Source organism: Mesorhizobium sp. LNJC405B00, assembly GCF_000502615.1.
Lineage (GTDB): Bacteria > Pseudomonadota > Alphaproteobacteria > Rhizobiales > Rhizobiaceae > Mesorhizobium.
Genome location: NZ_AYWC01000013.1, coordinates 250,340 through 269,346 on the forward strand (window position 1 = coordinate 250,340; position 19,007 = coordinate 269,346).

Sequence of the window (19,007 nt, forward strand, 5' to 3'; positions counted from 1 at the left end):
ATGACGCGCAAGCAGAAGCGATTGTCGGTGATTGTCGGAGGTCTTGCCTTCCTCGGCGCCGCCACCGGGCTGACCTTCTATGCGTTGGGCCAGAAGGCCTCCTATTTCTATATGCCCGCCGATCTGACCACCGCCAGCTTGCAGCCGGGACAGCGCATCAGGCTCGGCGGCCTCGTCGAAAAGGGCACGGTCGTGCGCGGGCAGGGCGCGGCGGTTGCGTTCTCGGTCACCGACACGCACAAATCGGTCAAGGTCAGCTATACCGGCATCCTGCCCGATCTGTTCCGCGAGGAGCAGGGCGTCATCACCGAAGGCAGCTTTGGCGCCGACGGCGTTTTCGTCGCCGACAGCGTGCTGGCCAAGCATGACGAGCGCTACATGCCCAAGGAAGTCGCTGACGGGCTGAAGGCCAAGGGCGTGTGGCAAGAGAGCAAGAGCCAGTAATGGTTGAGACCGGACACTTCGCGCTCGTCCTCGCCTTTGTGCTGTCGCTGGTGCAGACGCTGGTGCCGCTGATCGGCGCCCGTACCGGCAACCAGAGGCTGATGGCTGTCGGCGGTCCCGTCACGGTCACAGGCTTCGCGCTCACGGCGCTATCGTTCGCAGCACTCGCCGGCGCCTATGCAAGTTCCGATTTCTCGGTGGCGAGCGTGTGGGAAAACTCGCATTCGCTGCAGCCGCTGATCTACAAGATCACCGGAACCTGGGGCAATCACGAAGGCTCGATGCTGCTCTGGGTGCTGATCCTGACCTTCTTCGGTGCGCTGGTCGCCGTCTTCGGCTCCAACCTTCCGGCGACGCTGCGCGCCAATGTGCTGGCCGTGCAGGGGGCTATCGGCGCCACCTTCTTCCTGTTCATCCTGGCGACATCCAATCCGTTCACCCGGCTCAATCCGGCGCCGATCGAGGGCCGCGATCTCAACCCGGTCCTGCAGGATCTTGGCCTCGCCATCCATCCGCCGCTGCTCTATCTCGGCTATGTCGGGTTCTCTATCTGCTTTTCCTTCTCGGTCGCCGCCCTCATCGAAGGCCGCATCGATGCCTCCTGGGCGCGCTGGGTGCGGCCGTGGACGCTGGTCGCCTGGATGTTCCTCACCGGCGGCATCGCGATGGGCTCCTACTGGGCCTATTACGAGCTCGGCTGGGGCGGCTTCTGGTTCTGGGATCCGGTCGAAAACGCCTCCTTTATGCCGTGGCTGGCCGGCACGGCTCTTCTGCATTCGGCGATCGTCATGGAGAAGCGTTCGGCGCTCAAGATCTGGACGCTGCTGCTTGCCATCCTCACCTTCTCGCTCTCGCTGCTCGGCACCTTCCTGGTGCGCTCCGGCGTGCTGACCTCGGTGCATGCTTTCGCCACCGATCCGACCCGCGGCATCTTCATCCTGTGCATTTTGACGCTGTTCATCGGCGGCTCGCTGGCCCTGTTTGCGCTGCGCGCCTCGCGGCTGACGGCCGGCGGCCTGTTCCACCCGATCTCGCGCGAAGGCGTGCTTGTCCTCAACAATCTGTTCCTGACCACGGCCACCGCCACCGTGCTGGTCGGCACGCTCTATCCGCTCGCGGTCGAGGCGCTTTCGGCCGGCAAGATCTCGGTCGGCGCCCCCTTCTTCAACCTGACATTCGGCCCGCTGATGGTGCCGCTGCTGGTCGTGGTTCCGTTCGGGCCGCTGCTAGCCTGGAAGCGCGGCGACCTCTATGCCGTCGCTCAGCGCCTGATGGCGGCTTTCGGCGCCGCTCTCCTGGCGATGCTGGTCACGGGGCTGTTTATCGACGGCGCGTCGGTGTTCGCCGCCCTTGGTGTCGGCCTCGCCTGCTGGCTGGTCTGCGGCGCGCTCACCGACCTCGCCGTCAAGTCCGGCTTTGGCAATGTGTCGCCCGCCATCATGCTGCGCCGTTTCGCCGGCCTGCCGCGTTCGGTGTTCGGCACTGCACTTGCCCATCTCGGCCTCGGGCTGACGACGCTCGGCATTGTCGGCACGCTGTGCTTCGGCACCGAAAGGATACTGTCGATGCATGCCGGCGAGAGCGTCGAACTCTCCGGCCACACGCTGCGTTTCGACGGCCTCTTCCCGGCGCAGGGTCCGAATTACAGCGAGCAGCGCGGCCGCTTTTCCGTGATCGGCGCCGGTGGCGGCGTTTCAGCCGAGATCACCTCGGCCAAGCGCTTCTTTCCGGTGCGGCAGACGACGACGACCGAATCCGGCATCGAGACGATCGGCTTCAGCCAACTCTATCTGTCGCTGGGCGATGAGGGCACCGATGGGTCGGTCGTGGTGCGCCTGTGGTGGAAGCCGCTGGTGACGCTGATCTGGGGCGGAGCTCTGGTGATGATGGCGGGAGCCGCAATGTCGCTGCTCGACCGGCGCCTGCGGGTTGGCGCACCCTCGCGCCGCCGCAAGCAGGCAGCCTCCATGCCGTCGGCAGGCGCGCCGTGAGCACCAGGTTCTCGTTGGCCTCGCTCACCCTGCTTCTGGCGCTGCTGTTTGCCGGCGCGGCGCAAGCGGTGAAACCGGACGAGGTTCTCACCGATCCGGCGCTCGAGGCGAGGGCGCGGCTACTGTCGGAAGGCCTGCGCTGCATGGTCTGCCAGAACCAGTCCATCGACGAATCCGATGCAGACCTCGCCCGCGACCTGCGCATCCTGGTGCGCCAGCGCCTGGTTGCCGGCGATACCGACCAGCAGGTGATGGACTATATCGTGTCGCGCTACGGCGAGTTCGTGCTGTTGAAGCCGCGCTTCAGCCCGCGCAACGCCTTGCTTTGGGGCACGCCGGTGCTTCTGCTTCTAGTCGGCGGCATTTTCATTGTGCTGACCACACGCTCCCGCCGCTCGTTGGCAACCAAGGCGCTGAGCGCCGAGGAACAGGCGGCGCTGGACAAGATGCTGAGCGACTAGCTCGGCCATTCCTCCAAAGGCCAGTCCCGCGACGTGTGGATGGCGCGCAGGNGCGCGCAGGATAACAATGCTCTGACGGCCGGCGATCAGGCGCAATTCATAGGCAATGATGTAGGGCAGGCGGCCGATGGGCTTCTCATAAGTGCCTGTTACCCGGCCAGGTCGGCCCGTCGCCATATCACCAAGGCCCCGGCCCATTTCACGGATACGGTCCGCGAGGCGTCGGGCGGCGGCAGGATTGTCCTGAGCGATAAAGGCAACTTGCTGCGTGAGATCGTCCAGCGCTTCTCGCGACCAGGTGACGAACCGCTTCACGCCTTGCCTGCGCGCCTGGCTTTCGCTGCTTCGATCACCGCGTCGAGCTCCGCCATGGCGTCGTCGTGGGGCACGACACGGCCAGCCTCTGCGTCGGCCATGCCACGTTTTATGCCTTCGATGATATCCAGCTCGCGATCGACATAGGCTGAGACCGCCTCGGCGGCGAGGAACGATTTACTACGCCTGGTATCGGTAGCGATCTGCTCCAGCTTCAGCTTGGTCTCGGACGAGACTCGAATGGTCATGGTGGTGCTTGCTGTCATTGTGAAAGCCTTGTGCTGAGTTGTGTACACCATAGGGCAGCAGGCGAGCGCAACCAAGCGATTTGTGCGACCGCCCAACATTACAAAACTTTCATGCACCGGAAATGGCGCCGTAATGTGCGCCTCTCTATTTCTCTTGTCCGAGGATGCTCTGCCTGAGCCGCATCCAGTGAAAAGAGGATACGAGACCCATGACTATCGCCCCCAACCCATATTCCCGCACCCGCAAACGCCTGTTGGCCGCCGCCGCTTCGCTGGCCATTGCCGGCGGCATCGGTTTCGGCGCCGTTGCCACTGGTACAGCTCCCGTTCTGGCCGACGCCGTGCGGGTCGAAGCGCCCCAGGTGCCGGGCTTTGCCGATGTCGTCGAGCGCGTTTCGCCGGCCGTGGTCAGCGTCAAGGTCAAGGCCAAGATCGAGCCTGCCGCCGATGACGGCTCCGATCAGTCCGACGATCCGGACGGCATGAACAACCTGCCCGACAATCCGCAGCTGCGCCAGTTCTTCAAGCAATTCCGCGGCTTTGGTGATCAGAACGGCCATGACGGCGGCAATCGTCGCTTCAGCCACCGCGACCATAACAACGACCAGCCGCGTCCGGTGGCGCAGGGTTCTGGCTTCTTCATCTCCGATGACGGCTATCTCGTCACCAACAACCATGTCGTCGAGGAAGGCTCCGCCTTCACAGTGGTGATGAATGACGGCAAGGAGCTTGACGCCAAGCTGATCGGCACCGATCCGCGCACCGATCTGGCGGTGCTCAAGGTCGATGGCGTCGGCAAGTTCACCTATGTCGATTTCGCCGACGATTCCAAGGTTCGCGTCGGCGACTGGGTGGTGGCCGTCGGCAATCCGTTCGGCCTCGGCGGCACCGTCACCGCCGGCATCGTCTCGGCCCGTGGCCGTGATATCGGCGCCGGTCCCTATGATGACTTCATCCAGATAGACGCTTCGGTCAACCGCGGCAATTCGGGCGGCCCGACCTTCAACCTTAACGGCCAGGTCGTCGGCATCAACACCGCGATCTTCTCGCCGTCGGGCGGAAGCGTCGGCATCGCCTTCGACATTCCGGCCTCGACCGCCAAGCAGGTGGTGCAGGATCTGATGAAGAGCGGCTCGGTGCAGCGTGGCTGGCTCGGCGTCGAAATCCAGCCGGTTACATCGGACATCGCCGAATCGCTGGGCCTGAAGTCGCAGAACGGGGCTCTGGTTTCGGGCGCCCAGGACGGTGGCCCCGGCAAGAAGGCCGGCATCACCGCCGGTGACGTGATCACCCAGGTCGAAGGCAAGGACGTCGCATCGCCGAAGGAACTGGCTCGTCTGATCGGCGCCTACCCACCCGGCAAGTCGGTCGACGTCACGGTGTGGCGCGATGGCAAGAGCCAGACCATCAAGGTCGATCTCGGCACGTTGCCATCCACTGACAAGCAGGCCTCGGCCGACCCGCAGCAGCCCGCGGCACCGGCAAAGCCCGCCGCGCTGGCCGATCTCGGCCTCACCGTCACCAAGTCGGAAAACGGCAAGGGCCTGGTGGTGACCGATGTCGATCCCGACAGCGATGCCGCCGACCGCGGCATCCAGCCCGGCGATGTCATCACCTCGGTCAACTCGACGGAGGTGAACGGCACCGACGACGTCGCCAAGGCGATGGCCGATGCGGTCAAGTCCGGCCGCAAGGCGGTGCTGATGCAGATCACCCGCGACGATTCAAACCGCTTCGTCGCGCTGCCAGTCGCCAAAGGCTGACATCACACAGTTTCCAGTGCGGCGGTTTCAACACCCCCGAGCCGCCGCACGGGAAGCAAGGGGCCGATCGCGTTAGTCAGTCATCGTGTTCTGCCCCCGGCGGCAGCGGGCCCCCATCGCCCGCTGCCGCTCTAACAGCGAAGCATGTCGCCCAAAAGTGCACTGCGGTTTTGGCAAAACGACATGCTTGAACGAAAGCTTTTGCGCTCATGGCGGCCCCTCAATCTTCCGGCGAAATCGCGTATAACGGCTCTATGAAGATTCTCGTCATAGAAGACGATCGCGAGGCGGCCGACTATATGCAGAAGGCCTTTGCCGAGGCTGGGCACACCGCCCATGTCGCCGGCGACGGCGAAACCGGCTTTGCGCTGGCCGATGCCGGCGACTATGACGTGATGGTCGTCGACCGCATGATGCCACGCCGCGACGGGCTCTCCGTCATTGCCGGCCTGCGCTCGCGCGGCAACACCACGCCGGTGCTGATCCTGTCGGCGCTGGGCGAAGTCGATGACCGCGTCACCGGTCTGCGCGCCGGCGGGGACGACTATCTGACCAAGCCCTATGCCTTTTCCGAATTGCTCGCCCGCGTCGAGGTGCTGAACCGCCGCGCCAGCGCCAGAGAGGCCGAAACCGTCTACCGGGTCGGCGATCTCGAGCTTGACCGGCTGTCCCATTCGGTCAAGCGCGCGGCGCGCGAGATCACGCTGCAGCCGCGCGAATTCCGCCTGCTCGAATATCTGATGCGCCATGCCGGCCAGGTGGTGACGCGCACCATGCTGCTCGAAAATGTCTGGGACTATCATTTCGATCCGCAGACCAACGTCATCGACGTTCACGTCTCGCGCCTGCGTGGCAAGATCGAGAAGGGTTTCGACAAGCCGATCCTGCATACGGTTCGCGGCGCCGGCTATATGCTGAAGAGCGGCTAGAGCATGATCCCAAGAAGTAGGTACCGGTTTTTGGAGAAGATCGTGCTCCAACAAAGGGGTAGGTCATGATGAGATTTCAGCCAAATCTCATCATGAGCTAGAACTCGATGGCCCTTTCCCTGCCGGCCATCATGAGGACAACGGCGGCGCGGCTTTCAGCGCTTTATTTCCTGCTTTTCGCGCTATGTGCCGTGTTGCTGGTCTTCTACATGACGTCGTTGTCGGCCCGCATGCTGACCGGCCAGACCCAGCAGACCATCAATGACGAGGTGCTCGGCCTCGCCCGTGCCTATCAGAGCGGCGGCCTGCCGCGGCTGGTGCGCGTCGTCGAGCAGCGCTCGCGCCAGCCCGGCGCCAACCTCTATCTCATTGCCGACGTCAACGGCCAGATCCTCACCGGCAACGTGCAGAGCCTGGCACCGGGGGTGCTCGAGACCGATGGCTGGACGACCGAACCCTTCTCCTATCGCCGTTTCGGCGAAGGTGAGCTCGAACGGCAGCGCAACCAGGCTTCTGACCCGAACGGCGCGCAGCCCGGCGAGACCGAAATTCAGTCCCAGGGCGAGAAGGGCCACAACGCCATCGCGCTGGTGCTGCGGCTGCCCAACCAGATGATCATGCTTGTCGGTCGCGATCTCGGCGAGCCCGAGCGCTTCCGCGCCGTCGTCCGCCGCGCCCTGATGCTGGCGCTGGGCATGATGGGCCTGGGCGGGCTGCTGATCTGGTTCCTTGTCGGCCGCGCCGCGCTGAAGCGCATCGACAGCGTCTCGGAGGCAAGCCGCCGCATTATGGGCGGCGATCTCACGGGACGGCTGCCGGTGACCGGCGCCGGCGATGAGTTCGACCGCCTGTCGGAAAACCTCAACACCATGCTGGCCAGGATCGCGACGCTGAACGAAGGGCTGAAGCAGGTCTCCGACAACATCGCCCATGATTTGAAGACGCCGCTGACCAGACTGCGCAACCGCGCCGAGGCCACACTTTCGGGCAAGCACAAGACCACCGACTACCGGCAGGCGCTGGAAGGCACCATCGCCGAATCCGACCAGCTGATAAAAACCTTCAACGCCATCCTGATGATCTCCAGGCTGGAGGCCGGCTATTCCTCGGAGAGCACCAGCAAGGTCGATCTCGCCGCCGCGGTGCATGACGTTGTCGAGCTTTATGAGCCGGTGGCGGAGGAGGCTGGCGTGGTGCTTGAAACTGCCGCGGACGGGAATTTTTCCGTCGATGGCAACCGCGAGCTGATCGGCCAGGCACTGTCGAACATCGTCGACAACGCCATCAAATACTCGACCGATGCGACGGAAAAGCCTGCCGTGCGCGTAGCCCTGCAGCGCGTCGGTCACGAAATCCGCCTTTCCGTTTCCGACAATGGCCATGGCATCCCCGACGATGCCGACCGCGCCAGGGCGACCGAGCGCTTCGTGCGGCTGGAAAAGAGCCGCTCGCAGCCGGGATCCGGCCTTGGTCTCAGCCTCGCCAAGGCGATCATGACTTTTCACAATGGCCGGCTTGAACTTCTGCCTGCCAATCCCGGATTGTCCGTTATCATGAGCTTCCCGGGGCGGGAGGACCATTGATGGCGGTGCGGATGGCGCAGAAACGGATCGAGACCGAATGGCGCCTGCAACTGGCGGCGCAGCTCGCGCCGCTGGATGAGACCCGCGCCCGGCGTGAACTGTCGGAGATCGCTGGCGATGCCAAGGACGAGAACCTGCCGCGGCTGGCGAAATTCCTAGGAGGCAAGGGCGCGGCCCAGGAGTTTCTCGCTGCCGTCTTCGATCTCTCGCCTTTCCTCCGCGATGTCGCGCGCCGCCGGCCGCAAATCCTCGACGCGCTGTTCGATGGCAGTGTCGAGGCTCGGCTGCTCGCCATCGCCGAAGCGATCGGCAAGGCCGCCTTTTCCGAGACCGTTTCCGAATCCAGCCTGATGATGGAACTCAGGCAGTGGAAGGGTGAAGCTCACTTCCTGATCGCACTTGCAGACCTCTCTGGCGAGGCCGATGCCGCGCTGACGGTAAGGCGCCTCAGCAATCTCGCCGATGCCTGCACCTGCGCGGCGGTCGACTTCCTGCTGCGCGAGGCGCACAGCCAAGGCAAGGTCAAATTGCCCGATCCCGAAAATCCGTCACGGCAATCCGGCTGGATCGTGCTCGGCATGGGCAAGCTTGGCGCACATGAACTGAATTTCTCCTCCGACATCGACCTCGTCGTCTTCTTCGATCCGGATGCGCCGGCGATCGTCGATCCGCTCGAGGCCACAGAGCTGTTTGCGCGCCTGACCCGCAGGCTGGTCCGCATCCTGCAGGACCGCACCGGGCACGGCTATGTCTTCCGCACCGATTTGAGGCTTCGTCCCGATCCAGGCTCGACGCCGCTGGCGATCCCGGTCGAGGCAGCACTTCGCTACTATGAGGCGCGCGGCCAGAACTGGGAGCGCGCCGCCATGATCAAGGCGCGTCCCGTGGCCGGCGATCTCGATGCCGGGGATGCGTTCCTGCGGGAATTGCAGCCCTATGTCTGGCGCAAATACATGGACTATGCGGCGATCGCCGACGTTCATTCGATCAAGCGCCAGATCCATGCCCACAAGGGTCATGGCGAGATCGCGGTCAAAGGACACAACGTCAAGCTCGGCCGCGGCGGCATTCGCGAAATCGAATTCTTCGTCCAGACCCAGCAACTGATCGCCGGCGGCCGTTTTCCGGAGCTGCGCGGCCGCGAGACGGTGCCGATGCTGGGTGCGCTGGCGGCGCGCAACTGGATCACCGCCGATGCACGCGACGCGCTCACGCAGCAATATTGGTTTCTGCGCCGCGTCGAACACGCCATCCAGATGGTCGCCGACGAGCAGACGCATATTCTGCCCGACGATGATGAAGGGCTGGAACGCATCGCCCATATGCTGGGCTTTGCCGATGCCGCCAGATTTGCCGAAACCTTTCGCGCGGCTTTGCATGAGGTCGAGCGCCATTACGCCGCGCTGTTCGAGACCGCGCCTGAATTGTCGGCCGGCGTCGGCAATCTGGTCTTCACCGGCGATGTCGACGATCCCGACACGCTGCAGACCTTGCACGGCCTTGGCTTCCAGCGGCCAAGCGACATCTGCCGCGTGATTCGAGGCTGGCATTTCGGCCGCTACCGCGTCACCCAGTCTGCGGAAGCGCGCGAGCGGCTGACCGAACTGACGCCGGCGCTGCTCAAAGCCTTCGGCCAGACGCGCCGGGCCGACGAGGCGCTGGTTCGCTTCGACGAATTCCTCGCCGGCCTGCCCGCCGGCATCCAGCTGTTTTCGCTGCTGCAGTCGAATCCCGCCCTGCTGAAACTAATGGCGACGATCATGGGCGCCGCGCCTCGGCTGGCGGCAATCATCACAAGGCGCCCGCATGTCTTCGACGGTCTGCTCGACCCGGCGCTGCTCGCCGAACTGCCCAACCGAGCCTATCTCTCAGCGCGGTTGGCCGCTTTCATCGAAGGCGACCGGGCTTATGAGGACGTGCTCGACCGTTTGCGCATCTTTGCCTCCGAGCAGAAATTCCTGATCGGTGTCAGGCTGCTCGCCGGCTCGATCGACCCGGCGCGCGCCGGCCGCGCCTTTTCCGATCTCGCCGACCTCACCATCGACGCCGCATTGCAGGCGGTGACCACCGAATTCGCGCTGCGTCATGGCCGCATCGCCGGCGGCACCGTGTCGCTGCTCGGCATGGGCAAACTCGGCAGCCGCGAGCTCACCGCCGGCTCCGATGTCGACCTCATTCTGCTCTACGACCACGACGCGAATGCCGACGAGTCCGACGGCGACAAGCCGCTCGCACCATCGCACTACTATACCAGGATGACGCAGCGGCTGATCGCGGCTGTCTCGGCGCCGACCGCCGAAGGCGTTCTCTACGAGCTCGACCTGCGCTTGCGGCCATCCGGCAACAAGGGGCCGGTGGCCACCCACATCGATGCCTTCACGAAATACCAGCGCCAGGAGGCCTGGACCTGGGAGCACATGGCGCTGGCCCGGGGGCGCGCCATCGGCGGCGACGCGGCCCTTTGCGCCGAGGTCGAGGCCGAGGTGGCGGCACTTCTGGCCTTGCCGCGCGACGCCGCCAAGGTGAGGGCGGAGGCATCCGAGATGCGCGCGCTGATCGAGAAGGAAAAATCGCCGCGCGATCTCTGGGACATCAAGCTCATCTCCGGCGGCCTCATCGACCTCGAATTCATCGCGCAGGTGGCGGTTATAACCGGGCAGGTCGAAGCCGGCCGCAGGGTGACCGCGACCGGCGAAATCCTGGCGCATCTGTCGCCGGATTTCGCCGAGGCCGACGTCAGGCAGCAGCTTTGCGAAGCCTACCAGCTCTATCTGGCGCTGACCCAGATGACGCGGCTTTGCCTCACCGGCGCATTCGAACGCGATGACGTTCCGCCGGGATTGTCGGATCTGCTTCTGGCGGTGACTGACCTGCCGGATTTCGGTGTGCTGGAAGCACATCTCAAGGAGACGTCGCAAAAGGTCAGAAAGGATTTCGACCTTTTGCTTCGTACGAAACGGTTGTGAGGGCGTGAAGCGCTGGCGGCTGTTTCGGATCGCATCGGGGGTGACGATGCAACAGGAGATACCCATGAGAAAGACAACCGGACTTGCCCTTGCCTTCATCGCGCTTGCCGGCGCCGTCGGCACCACCGCCTATGCCGAGAACAATGCCAGCGCCAGAATGCGCGAGGGCACCATGATGCGCCTCGACAAGGCGATGAAGGATTCCAACGGCACCATCAGCTTCGACCAGTTTTCCGACGCCATGAACGCGCGGCTGAAGAAGCTGGTCGCCGATAATGGCGGTAAGCTGACAGTCGCCCAGCTCGCTGACGCGCTGGAGAAGGCGCGGTTCGAGGAAATGGCCAAGCGCATCGTTGCCCGCTACGACAGCAAGGGCGACGGCACGCTGACCACGGACGACATCACCGGGCGCGAGAAGAAGGTGTTCGCGATGTTCGACCGCAACAATGACGGCAAGATCGAGCGCAACGAACTCCCAAAGAAAGGCCGCATGGGCCGCCACCACCAATGGGACGGCGGCGACGACAGCATGGAGTGAAATGGCGATATGTCTCCGGCGGCGAAAGCCGCCGGAGCCCTTACATGACCGGGGCTACTCAGTCCTTGAACGCGGCGGAGAGCACCGCTCGCATTGGCGGGCCGTCAGGCCGCCGCCTTCACCGCCGGTTGCGCCTTCTTCACCGGGATGCGCACCGACACGATCGTGCCGACGCCTTCGGTCGAGCGGATTTTCAGCGCTCCTCCTTGCAACTCGGCCAGCGAGCGCGAGATGGCAAGGCCGAGGCCGGAACCGGCGTGGTTCTTCGAAAACTGGTTCTGCACCTGTTCGAAGGGGCGGCCAAGCTTGCTCAGTGCCTCCTTCGGAATGCCGCAGCCATTGTCCTCGATGGTCAGCACCAGCGCGCCTGACGTGTTGCGGGCGCGCACCGAGATATGGCCGCCCTGGCCGGTGAACTTCACCGCATTCGACAGCAGATTGATGGCGATCTGCTTGATCGCCCGGCGGTCGGCGAACAGCGTCATCGTATCGGCGATGCGGGTTTCGACCGTGATCGATTTCTCCGCCGCCTGCAGCGAGATCACCCGCACCGTCTCGCGGATCAGCGGGCAGAGATCGATTTCCTCGCGGTCCATCGAGAATTGGCCGGCCTCGATCTTCGACATGTCGAGTATGTCGTTGATGACGCCCAGCAGATATTTGCCGCTGCCGTTGATGTCGTTGGCATATTCCTCGTAACGCGGCGAACCCAACGGCCCGAACAGGCCCTGTTCCATCAGTTCGGAGAACCCGATGATGGCGTTGAGCGGCGTGCGCAGTTCATGCGACATGTTGGCCAGGAACTCGGACTTGGCCCGGTTGGCGGCCTCGGCGCGCTCGGTTTCCTTCATGTATTCGCGGTTGAGTTCGACCAGTTCCTTGGCGCGTTCCTCCTCGGCACGGCGGGCAAGGCTGAGGTCGTGGATGGTCGCCATCAGCCGGCGCTCGCTGTCGACCAGCTTTTCCTGGTGCAGCTTGATCTGGGTGATGTCGGAGCCGACGGAGACCGTGCCGCCGTCCCGGGTCCTCAGTTCGTTGACCTGCAGCCAGCGTCCGTCGGAAAGCTGCCGCTCGAAGGTCGCGCCGCCTTGTGGCCCGTTGGTGTTGGCCAGCCGCCGTTCCGAGGCGAAGGCCAGCATGCGCTCTTCAAGCACGGCGCGCGCAGCGCCCGGCATGACGTCGCGGTCCGACAGGCCGTTGTCCTTCTGGTATTTGGAATTGCACATGATCAGGCGCTGGGCGGCATCCCACAGCACGAAGGATTCGTTGATGTTTTCGATCGCGGTCCGCAGGCGCAGGTCGGCCGCCTCCGAGCGCAGCGCCAGATGCCGCTGCTCGGTGACGTCGACGGCAATGCCGATCAGCTGGATCTCAGGCGCTTCCGGGTCGATCACCTGGGCCCTGGCGCGCATCCACACCCACTGGCCGTCGGCGTGACGCATCCGGAACACCTGGTCGATATGGTCGATCTCGCGCTCGACGATTTTGTTGGCCAGCTCGAACAGGTCGCCGTCCTCGGGGTGGATGATGTCGTCGACCTCGCCGAACGACAGCATCGAGTTGCAGGGCTCGTAGCCCAGCATGTCGTACATCGAGCGCGACCAGTACATCTTGCCGCGCACCATGTCCCAGTCCCACAGGCCGCAGCGACCGCGAACCAGCGCCATGTCGATGCGCTGATGGGCTTCGAGATAGATGCGGTCGGCTGTCTGGGCGCGCGATGCCTGGCCGAAATAGGCGTAGAGGATGATGATCAGCACGCCGGCTGTCAGCACAAACAGCGTGACGTTGAGCGAGACGGTCTTGCGCCAGTTGTCGAACGCCGCTTCCTGCGGCACCAGCACGGCGGCGGCGTTCTTGCGGTCCCGGGTCAGGCTCACCGCCGCGTACCAGTCCTGGCCGCCGATGCTGACATCCATGACCCCGGCGCGGTCGCCGAACATGAACAGCGGCTGGCCGTCCAGCACCAGGCTGTCCAGCGATCGCCCTTGCCAGCCGGTCGACAGCGGCGACACGGCAATGATCTTGAAGGCGCTGTCGGTGATCACAAGCACATGGCTTCTGCCCATGGCGCCCTGGCGGCTCGTGCTTTCCAGAAGATCAATTGCACCGCTGGATGCCGCGGTCGGGTCGGCCGAGATTGCGTTCGCCATCTGGCCGGCGGCGAGACCTAGCACCGCCTTGCCGTCGCGCTCGGCCTCGTCGCGCTCGTTCATCAGCGACAGCACGCGCAGTGCGGCGATGACGATCAGGAAGATGATGATGAGAGCCGGTATCGAACGGCGCAGAAGGGGTTCGGCAGCCAGGAGCCGCCGGTAGGCTGGTTCAGCGATGAGCCGCGTATTGCCGGCGAGGCCGTCGCCTCGCGCCTTGCGCCGCTCAAAAGCCGTCCCTTCGGGCGCGCCCCACGCGTCCGCCTTGGCCATAAATGGCACTCCCCGAATTTCCGTACGCTTGACGATCCGGCAACACCGCACGTCCGAATCGTCTGTAAAGAATCAAAGGTGATTCGCCTTGTCCAGAGGCGCGGCCGAAAAACATTAAAAATTGATTGAAATAACGCTGAAATCCCTCCTTGAGGCGAGGGTGGCCCGAAGGGCCGGGTGGGGTCCTCGGCGAAGCGCTCGACTCTCGCAATCACGGTCGAAGTTGGTCGAGGTCGCGCACTGCCGCAACGACCCCACCCGTCCATCCGCCTTCGGCGGCTGTCCACCGTTCCCTCAAGGGGAGGGATCAGGCTAGCGTTCGCTCCACAATATCCCGCAAATCCGCCGACAGGTTCTCGGCACCGGCGATCGCCAGCAGCGCTTCCCTGGCCTTGGCTTGCCTGCCCGGCTCCAGCGAGCGCCACGAGCGCAGCGCTGTCGCCAGCCTGGCCGCCACCTGCGGATTGCGTTTTTCAACCTCGAGTACGGTCTGGGTAAAAAACCGGTAGCCTTGGCCATCGGCTCGGTGGAAGCCGGTCTGGTTGGCGCTGGCGAATGTGCCGACCAGCGAGCGCACCCGGTTCGGATTGGCCATCGAGAAAGCTGCGTGACCAGTCAGCTTGCGTACCGTATCGACTGTCCGGGGTCCCGGCACGCTGGCCTGGATCTGGAACCATTTGTCCATGACCAGCGGATCGGCGCCATAACGCGCCTCGAAATCGGCCAGCGCCTTGATCGCCTCCGGCGAACCGTCATGGCGGTGCGCAAGGACGGTCAGCGCTGCGGCGCGGTCGGTCATGCTCGTCGCGACCTCGAAATGCCGGGCGGCGAGCGCAGCACCTTTCGGCAGCAGCGAGAGGTAGTCGAGCAGGATGTTGCGCAGCGCGCGGCGTCCCGCACTTGCCGCGTCGGGGCTGAACGGCCCGTCGCCGGCGAGGCGGCCGTATAGGTCGGTGAACGTTTGCTGATTGGCGCGCGCGATTGCCAGCGCCAACGCCTCGCGAGCGGCAAAGATGGCGTCGGGATCGATGTTCGTGCCGATGTCGCGGGCAATGTCGGCCTCGCCCGGAAGTGACAGCGCCAGCGCCCGGTAGGCAGGTTCCAGGGTCTCGTCGCCGGCGATCTTGCCGGCAAGTCCGGTCAGCCTGGCGGTGAAAGCCGGCTTCGCGCCGCCGAGGATCTGGCGGAAGGCCGCTATCAGCGCATCGGTGAGCAGCGTGTTGAACGCCTGCCAGCGCGCGAAGGCATCGCTGTCATGGCCGGCGAGGAAGAACTGGTCGTCGGCCTTCTGCTCGACCGAAAGCGTGATCGGCGCCGAAAAGCCGCGATTGAGCGACACCGCCGGCCGCTCCGCAACGCCTGAGAAGCGCACCATATGTCGGCGCTTGCGGATGTGGATAACGCCGTCCTCGACGGTGGCTCCCTCGACGCCATCATAGGCGACCGGCTCACCGCCCGCGCCGACCAGCCCGAAGGCGAGCGGAATGTGCATCAAGCGCTTGCGGCTCTCCGACGGTGTCGGCGGCACCGACTGCTCGATCTCAAGCGTAAACTCGCGCGTCGCCGGATTGTGCGTCGAACTGACGGTCAGGTTCGGCGTGCCCGCCTGGTGATACCAGAGCGCGAACTGCGACAGGTCGCGCCCGGAGGCGTCCTCGAACACCTTCAGGAAGTCCTCGATCGTCGCGGCCTCGCCATCATGGCGCTCGAAATAGAGGTCCATGCCGGCGCGGAAAGCCTCGGCCCCGAGGATAGTGCGGATCATGCGCACGACTTCCGAGCCTTTTTCGTAGACCGTCGCCGTGTAGAAATTGTTGATCTCGCGGTAGCGGCGCGGCCGCACCGGATGCGCCAGCGGTCCCTGGTCCTCGGGGAACTGGTGCGCCCTCAGCGTGCGCACTTCGGCGATGCGCTTGACCGCGCGCGAGCGCTGGTCGGCGGAGAATTCATGGTCGCGAAAGACCGTCAGCCCTTCCTTGAGGCAGAGCTGGAACCAGTCGCGGCAGGTGATCCTGTTGCCGGTCCAGTTGTGGAAATACTCATGCGCGATGATCGCCTCGATATTGGCGAAATCGGCATCGGTGGCGGTTTCCCGGTCGGCCAGCACATACTTGTCGTTGAAGATATTGAGGCCCTTGTTCTCCATGGCCCCCATGTTGAAGTCGGAAACGGCGACGATGTTGAAGACGTCGAGGTCGTATTCGCGGCCGAAGGCCTGCTCGTCCCATTGCATCGAGCGCTTGAGCGCATCCATGGCGTAGCCGGCAAGCCCCTCCTTGCCTGGCTCGACATAGATGCCGAGTTCGACCTCGCGCCCGGACATGGTGACGAAACTGTCGGCGACCTTGCCGAGATTGCCGGCCACGAGCGCAAACAGATAGGACGGCTTGGGGAAGGGGTCGTCCCAGACTGCAAAGTGCCAGCCGTCGGCAAGCGCGCCGCTTTCGACCGGATTGCCGTTGGAAAGCAACAGCGGCGCTTCGTCCAGCCTCGCCTCGATACGCACGGTATAGACCGACAGGATGTCGGGGCGGTCGAGGAAATAGGTGATGCGGCGAAAGCCCTCGGCCTCGCATTGCGTGCAATAGACATTGCGGGAGCGGTAGAGGCCCATCAGCGCCTCATTGCTGGCCGGCGCGATCTCGGTCTCGAGCAGCAGCTGGAAACGGGCCGGCGGCCTCAAAATGGTCAGCTGGTCCGGCGTGGCGAGATACTCGGCCGGGGCAAGCTCGCGACCGTCGATGGCAATGCGCTTGAGCACCAACCCGTCGCCGTCCAGCACCAGCGACGTCGAGGCGGCGGCGCCATCGCGGCGTTCGATCGTCAGCACTGCGGTGACACGCGTTGCGTCTGGCGAAAGGCGGAAGGTGAGGCCGGTTTGCGGGATGGAAAAGTCGTTGGGGCGGTAGTCTTCGAGCTTGAAGACCTGGCCGGTATCGGTTCGCATTCCCTTGGGTTTCCCTGTCGCTATCGGAGCCGCTGACGTGTCCTGGCCCATTAATCTAAAGTTGCGCGCTCTTTACACGAAACGGTCACTCGACAAAACTGCGCCAATGCCTATTTCACGGCGTTCCCCTTCCATCTTCATCGCGAGGCCTTGATGACCGTCGTCACACCGAAATTCGGCATGGGTGCCTCTGTGCTGCGTCCTACGATACATATCTGGGCAACGATTCGGGAAGCGGCGGAGGCGTGACTTTAGGGCCGAGAGACGAGGCGGCAGGGAAACTGTCCGATCATCCAGGGCGTGTGCTGACCGGGATCATGCTCAAGGTGATGTCGGTGGCGGTCTTCGTCGGCATGCAAACCTGCATCAAGGCCGCCGGCACTTTGCCGGCCGGCCAGATCGTCTTCTTCCGCTCCTTCTTCGCCATCTTCCCGATCATCGCCTTCCTGGCCTACAAGAGAAAACTCGGTACGGCGTTTGCCACCAAACGCCCGCTGAACCACATTGCGCGCGGTGTCGTCGGCGTTTGCGCCATGGGGCTCGGCTTCTTTGCGCTGACCCGGCTGCCGCTGCCTGAGGCGATCACGCTGAACTATGCCCAGCCTTTGCTGGTGGTTATGTTCTCTTCGCTGTTCCTCGGCGAAGCTATCCGCATCTATCGCTGGAGCGCGGTTGCGGTCGGTCTGGTCGGCGTGCTGATCATCTCCTGGCCGGAGCTGACGCTGCTCACGTCGGGCGCCGCACTCGGCGATCAGGAGGTGCTGGGCGTGATTGCGGCGTTGGTCTCCGCAGCGATCTCCGCCAACGCCATCCTGCTCGTGCGCAATCTTGTCCAGACTGAACGAACAGCGACCATCGTGCTGTGGTTTTCGGCAACGGCGAGCGTCATGGCGCTGTTTACGCTGCCTTTCGGCTGGCAGGCGCTGACGCCGCTGCAGGCCGGTCTTCTCATCGCCGCAGGCTTCTGCGGCGGGCTGGCGCAGATCCTGATGACGGCAGCCTATCGCCACGCCGAGGCCTCGGTGGTGGCGCCGTTCGAATACACCTCGATGATCCTCGGTGTCGTCGTCGGCTATTTCGCCTTCGGCGATGTCGCCACCATCAACACGCTCGTCGGCGGTGTGATCGTCGTTGCCGCCGGCATGTTCATCATCTGGCGCGAGCGCCAACTCGGCCTGGAACGCACCCGAACGCGCAAGGCAGCGCCACCACAGGGGTGAGGAGGTCCGCGGGGTTGGCTCAGTTAGCTTCCGCACGTTCCTTCGCCAGCCGCACCAGCACCGCTCGCGTCTGCTCGTCGGCCGGGAAGAAAGACTCGATCGCCAGTTCCGACAGCGTCACGTCAAGCGGCGTGCCGAAGACGGTGATGGTGCTGATGAAGGACAGCACCTGGTCGCCATGCGCCAGCCGCAGCGGATGGACGATGCCGTTGGGCTCGACCGGCACCGGCCGCGCACCCTTGAGCCCGGACGGATAGGTTCGCAATTCGCGCTCCAGCTCGACCAGGACGGGATCGCCGGCGGCATCGTTCTGGTGTTTCAGCCGCTCCAGCAGATGCGCCCGCCATTCCGCGAGATTGACGATGCGCGGTGCGATGCCGTTCGGGTGCAGGCTGAGGCGCAGCACATTGACCGGCGGCTGGAGCAGCGACGGCTCGGCAACATCGGCCAGAAATGGGCCGATGGCGGCATTGGCGGAAATCAGGTTCCAGTGCCGGTCGACGGCGAGCGCGGGGAACGGTTCATGCCCCTTGAGCACGCTCTCGACCGCGGCAAGCGCCGGCGCCAGCGTCTTGTCTGTGAGTGGCCGCTCGCTGAAGCTCGGCGCAAAGCCGGCAGCCAGCAACAGCTGATTACGCTGCCGCAGCGGAATCTCAAGCTGCTCGGCCAGATGCAGCACCATCTCGCGCGAGGGCGCGGCGCGGCCGCTTTCGACGAAGGAGAGATGACGCTGCGAAATCTCAGCCTCCATTGCGAGATCAAGCTGGCTCATGCGCCGGCGCGTGCGCCATTCGCGGATCAGGCTGCCGGCGGAGGTTTGGACTGTTGTCATCGGGCAGGATTAAGGCGGCGGGAGAGGGATTTCAATTACGTCGGAGGTTATAGCGGAGGCCGAGGCGAAATCTATTCTCCCCCTTTGAGGGCATAGGCGCTAAGATAGGTATTGCCCTGCGGAATCGGGTGTGATTCTACACTGCGATGACACACGAATCGCTTGTTGATGACGGNCAATGCAGGACCATGGCTGCAGCAGTTGATTGGGCACCTTTTGAAGCGCGAGGATGCAGGTTTGGCCAAAGGCCGACTGGTTCGCATCCTCGATGCGACAGCGGTTGCCAAGGCCGGTGCGTATGAGAAGAAGAACAATGGTCTTTGGCGCATGCACTGCGCCTTCGA

Annotated in this window: 13 protein-coding genes and 1 pseudogene; 9 read left to right on the forward strand and 5 right to left on the reverse strand. The window is 64.2% G+C overall.

Going from position 1 to position 19,007, the window contains the following annotated elements; translation table 11 throughout:
- From ccmE to X756_RS142610, 3 genes are read left to right on the forward strand one after another with little or no spacing between them, the layout of a single operon-like run.
- Complete coding sequence (ccmE, locus tag X756_RS142620) at positions 1-444, forward strand: cytochrome c maturation protein CcmE (RefSeq protein WP_023731027.1); 444 nt, start codon at positions 1-3, stop codon at positions 442-444.
- Positions 444-2,435, forward strand: coding sequence for a heme lyase CcmF/NrfE family subunit (locus X756_RS142615; RefSeq protein WP_023731028.1), 1,992 nt, complete (start codon positions 444-446; stop codon positions 2,433-2,435). Before ccmE ends, X756_RS142615 begins: the two co-directional genes overlap by 1 nt.
- Entirely contained in the window at positions 2,432-2,896 is a 465-nt protein-coding gene (locus X756_RS142610; protein ID WP_023670181.1) for a cytochrome c-type biogenesis protein, read from the forward strand. Before X756_RS142615 ends, X756_RS142610 begins: the two co-directional genes overlap by 4 nt.
- Here X756_RS142610 and X756_RS1000000168005 read toward each other — a convergent pair.
- Positions 2,893-3,211 (reverse strand): annotated as a pseudogene (locus X756_RS1000000168005) (type II toxin-antitoxin system RelE/ParE family toxin). The gene X756_RS142610 and the pseudogene X756_RS1000000168005 sit on opposite strands and share 4 nt — an antisense overlap.
- A complete protein-coding gene (locus X756_RS142605) occupies positions 3,208-3,477 on the reverse strand; it encodes a CopG family ribbon-helix-helix protein (RefSeq protein WP_023684527.1) in 270 nt (89 codons plus the stop codon). The pseudogene X756_RS1000000168005 and the gene X756_RS142605 overlap by 4 nt, the downstream one beginning before the upstream one ends.
- A 191-nt stretch (positions 3,478-3,668) precedes the next feature.
- Here X756_RS142605 and X756_RS142600 point away from each other — a divergent pair, with 191 nt between their 5' ends.
- From X756_RS142600 to X756_RS142580, 5 genes are all read left to right on the forward strand, one after another.
- On the forward strand, positions 3,669-5,222 hold the full coding sequence (locus X756_RS142600) for a Do family serine endopeptidase (RefSeq protein ID WP_023702184.1): 1,554 nt from the start codon (positions 3,669-3,671) through the stop codon (positions 5,220-5,222).
- Positions 5,223-5,476: 254 nt separating this feature from the next.
- Entirely contained in the window at positions 5,477-6,151 is a 675-nt protein-coding gene (locus X756_RS142595) for a response regulator transcription factor (protein ID WP_023670185.1), read from the forward strand.
- A 107-nt stretch (positions 6,152-6,258) separates the two neighbouring features.
- Complete coding sequence (locus tag X756_RS142590) at positions 6,259-7,734, forward strand: HAMP domain-containing sensor histidine kinase (protein WP_023731029.1); 1,476 nt, start codon at positions 6,259-6,261, stop codon at positions 7,732-7,734.
- Positions 7,734-10,700: a bifunctional [glutamine synthetase] adenylyltransferase/[glutamine synthetase]-adenylyl-L-tyrosine phosphorylase gene (locus tag X756_RS142585; protein ID WP_031239249.1), complete on the forward strand. Its 2,967-nt coding sequence runs from the start codon at positions 7,734-7,736 to the stop codon at positions 10,698-10,700. The genes X756_RS142590 and X756_RS142585 overlap by 1 nt, the downstream gene beginning before the upstream one ends.
- A gap of 64 nt (positions 10,701-10,764) precedes the next feature.
- Positions 10,765-11,238, forward strand: coding sequence for a hypothetical protein (locus tag X756_RS142580; RefSeq protein WP_023731031.1), 474 nt, complete (start codon positions 10,765-10,767; stop codon positions 11,236-11,238).
- Between the two features lie 104 nt (positions 11,239-11,342).
- Here the strand turns inward: X756_RS142580 and X756_RS142575 are convergent, their stop codons facing one another.
- Together X756_RS142575 and pepN are read right to left on the reverse strand one after the other, a co-directional pair.
- On the reverse strand, positions 11,343-13,664 hold the full coding sequence (locus X756_RS142575) for a PAS domain-containing sensor histidine kinase (protein WP_023731032.1): 2,322 nt from the start codon (positions 13,662-13,664) through the stop codon (positions 11,343-11,345).
- 307 nt (positions 13,665-13,971) lie between these two features.
- Entirely contained in the window at positions 13,972-16,611 is a 2,640-nt protein-coding gene (pepN, locus tag X756_RS142570; protein WP_023731033.1) for an aminopeptidase N, read from the reverse strand.
- 317 nt (positions 16,612-16,928) lie between these two features.
- On the opposite strand from pepN, the gene X756_RS142565 reads away from it, so the two are divergent.
- A complete protein-coding gene (locus tag X756_RS142565; RefSeq protein ID WP_084013026.1) occupies positions 16,929-17,831 on the forward strand; it encodes a DMT family transporter in 903 nt (300 codons plus the stop codon).
- Between the two features lie 19 nt (positions 17,832-17,850).
- On the opposite strand, the gene X756_RS142560 is transcribed toward X756_RS142565, so the two are convergent.
- Positions 17,851-18,663, reverse strand: coding sequence for a helix-turn-helix transcriptional regulator (locus X756_RS142560; protein ID WP_023731034.1), 813 nt, complete (start codon positions 18,661-18,663; stop codon positions 17,851-17,853).
- Positions 18,664-19,007: the final 344 nt, after the last annotated feature.

Coding starts and splice junctions, on each gene's coding strand:
- ccmE (WP_023731027.1), top strand. CDS start 1: ATGACGCGCAAGCAGAAGCGATTGTCGGTGATTGTCGGAGGTCTTGCC.
- X756_RS142615 (WP_023731028.1), top strand. CDS start 444: ATGGTTGAGACCGGACACTTCGCGCTCGTCCTCGCCTTTGTGCTGTCG.
- X756_RS142605 (WP_023684527.1), bottom strand. CDS start 3,477: ATGACAGCAAGCACCACCATGACCATTCGAGTCTCGTCCGAGACCAAG.
- X756_RS142600 (WP_023702184.1), top strand. CDS start 3,669: ATGACTATCGCCCCCAACCCATATTCCCGCACCCGCAAACGCCTGTTG.
- X756_RS142595 (WP_023670185.1), top strand. CDS start 5,477: ATGAAGATTCTCGTCATAGAAGACGATCGCGAGGCGGCCGACTATATG.
- X756_RS142590 (WP_023731029.1), top strand. CDS start 6,259: ATGGCCCTTTCCCTGCCGGCCATCATGAGGACAACGGCGGCGCGGCTT.
- X756_RS142585 (WP_031239249.1), top strand. CDS start 7,734: ATGGCGGTGCGGATGGCGCAGAAACGGATCGAGACCGAATGGCGCCTG.
- X756_RS142580 (WP_023731031.1), top strand. CDS start 10,765: ATGAGAAAGACAACCGGACTTGCCCTTGCCTTCATCGCGCTTGCCGGC.
- X756_RS142575 (WP_023731032.1), bottom strand. CDS start 13,664: ATGGCCAAGGCGGACGCGTGGGGCGCGCCCGAAGGGACGGCTTTTGAG.
- pepN (WP_023731033.1), bottom strand. CDS start 16,611: ATGCGAACCGATACCGGCCAGGTCTTCAAGCTCGAAGACTACCGCCCC.
- X756_RS142565 (WP_084013026.1), top strand. CDS start 16,929: ATGCTCAAGGTGATGTCGGTGGCGGTCTTCGTCGGCATGCAAACCTGC.
- X756_RS142560 (WP_023731034.1), bottom strand. CDS start 18,663: ATGACAACAGTCCAAACCTCCGCCGGCAGCCTGATCCGCGAATGGCGC.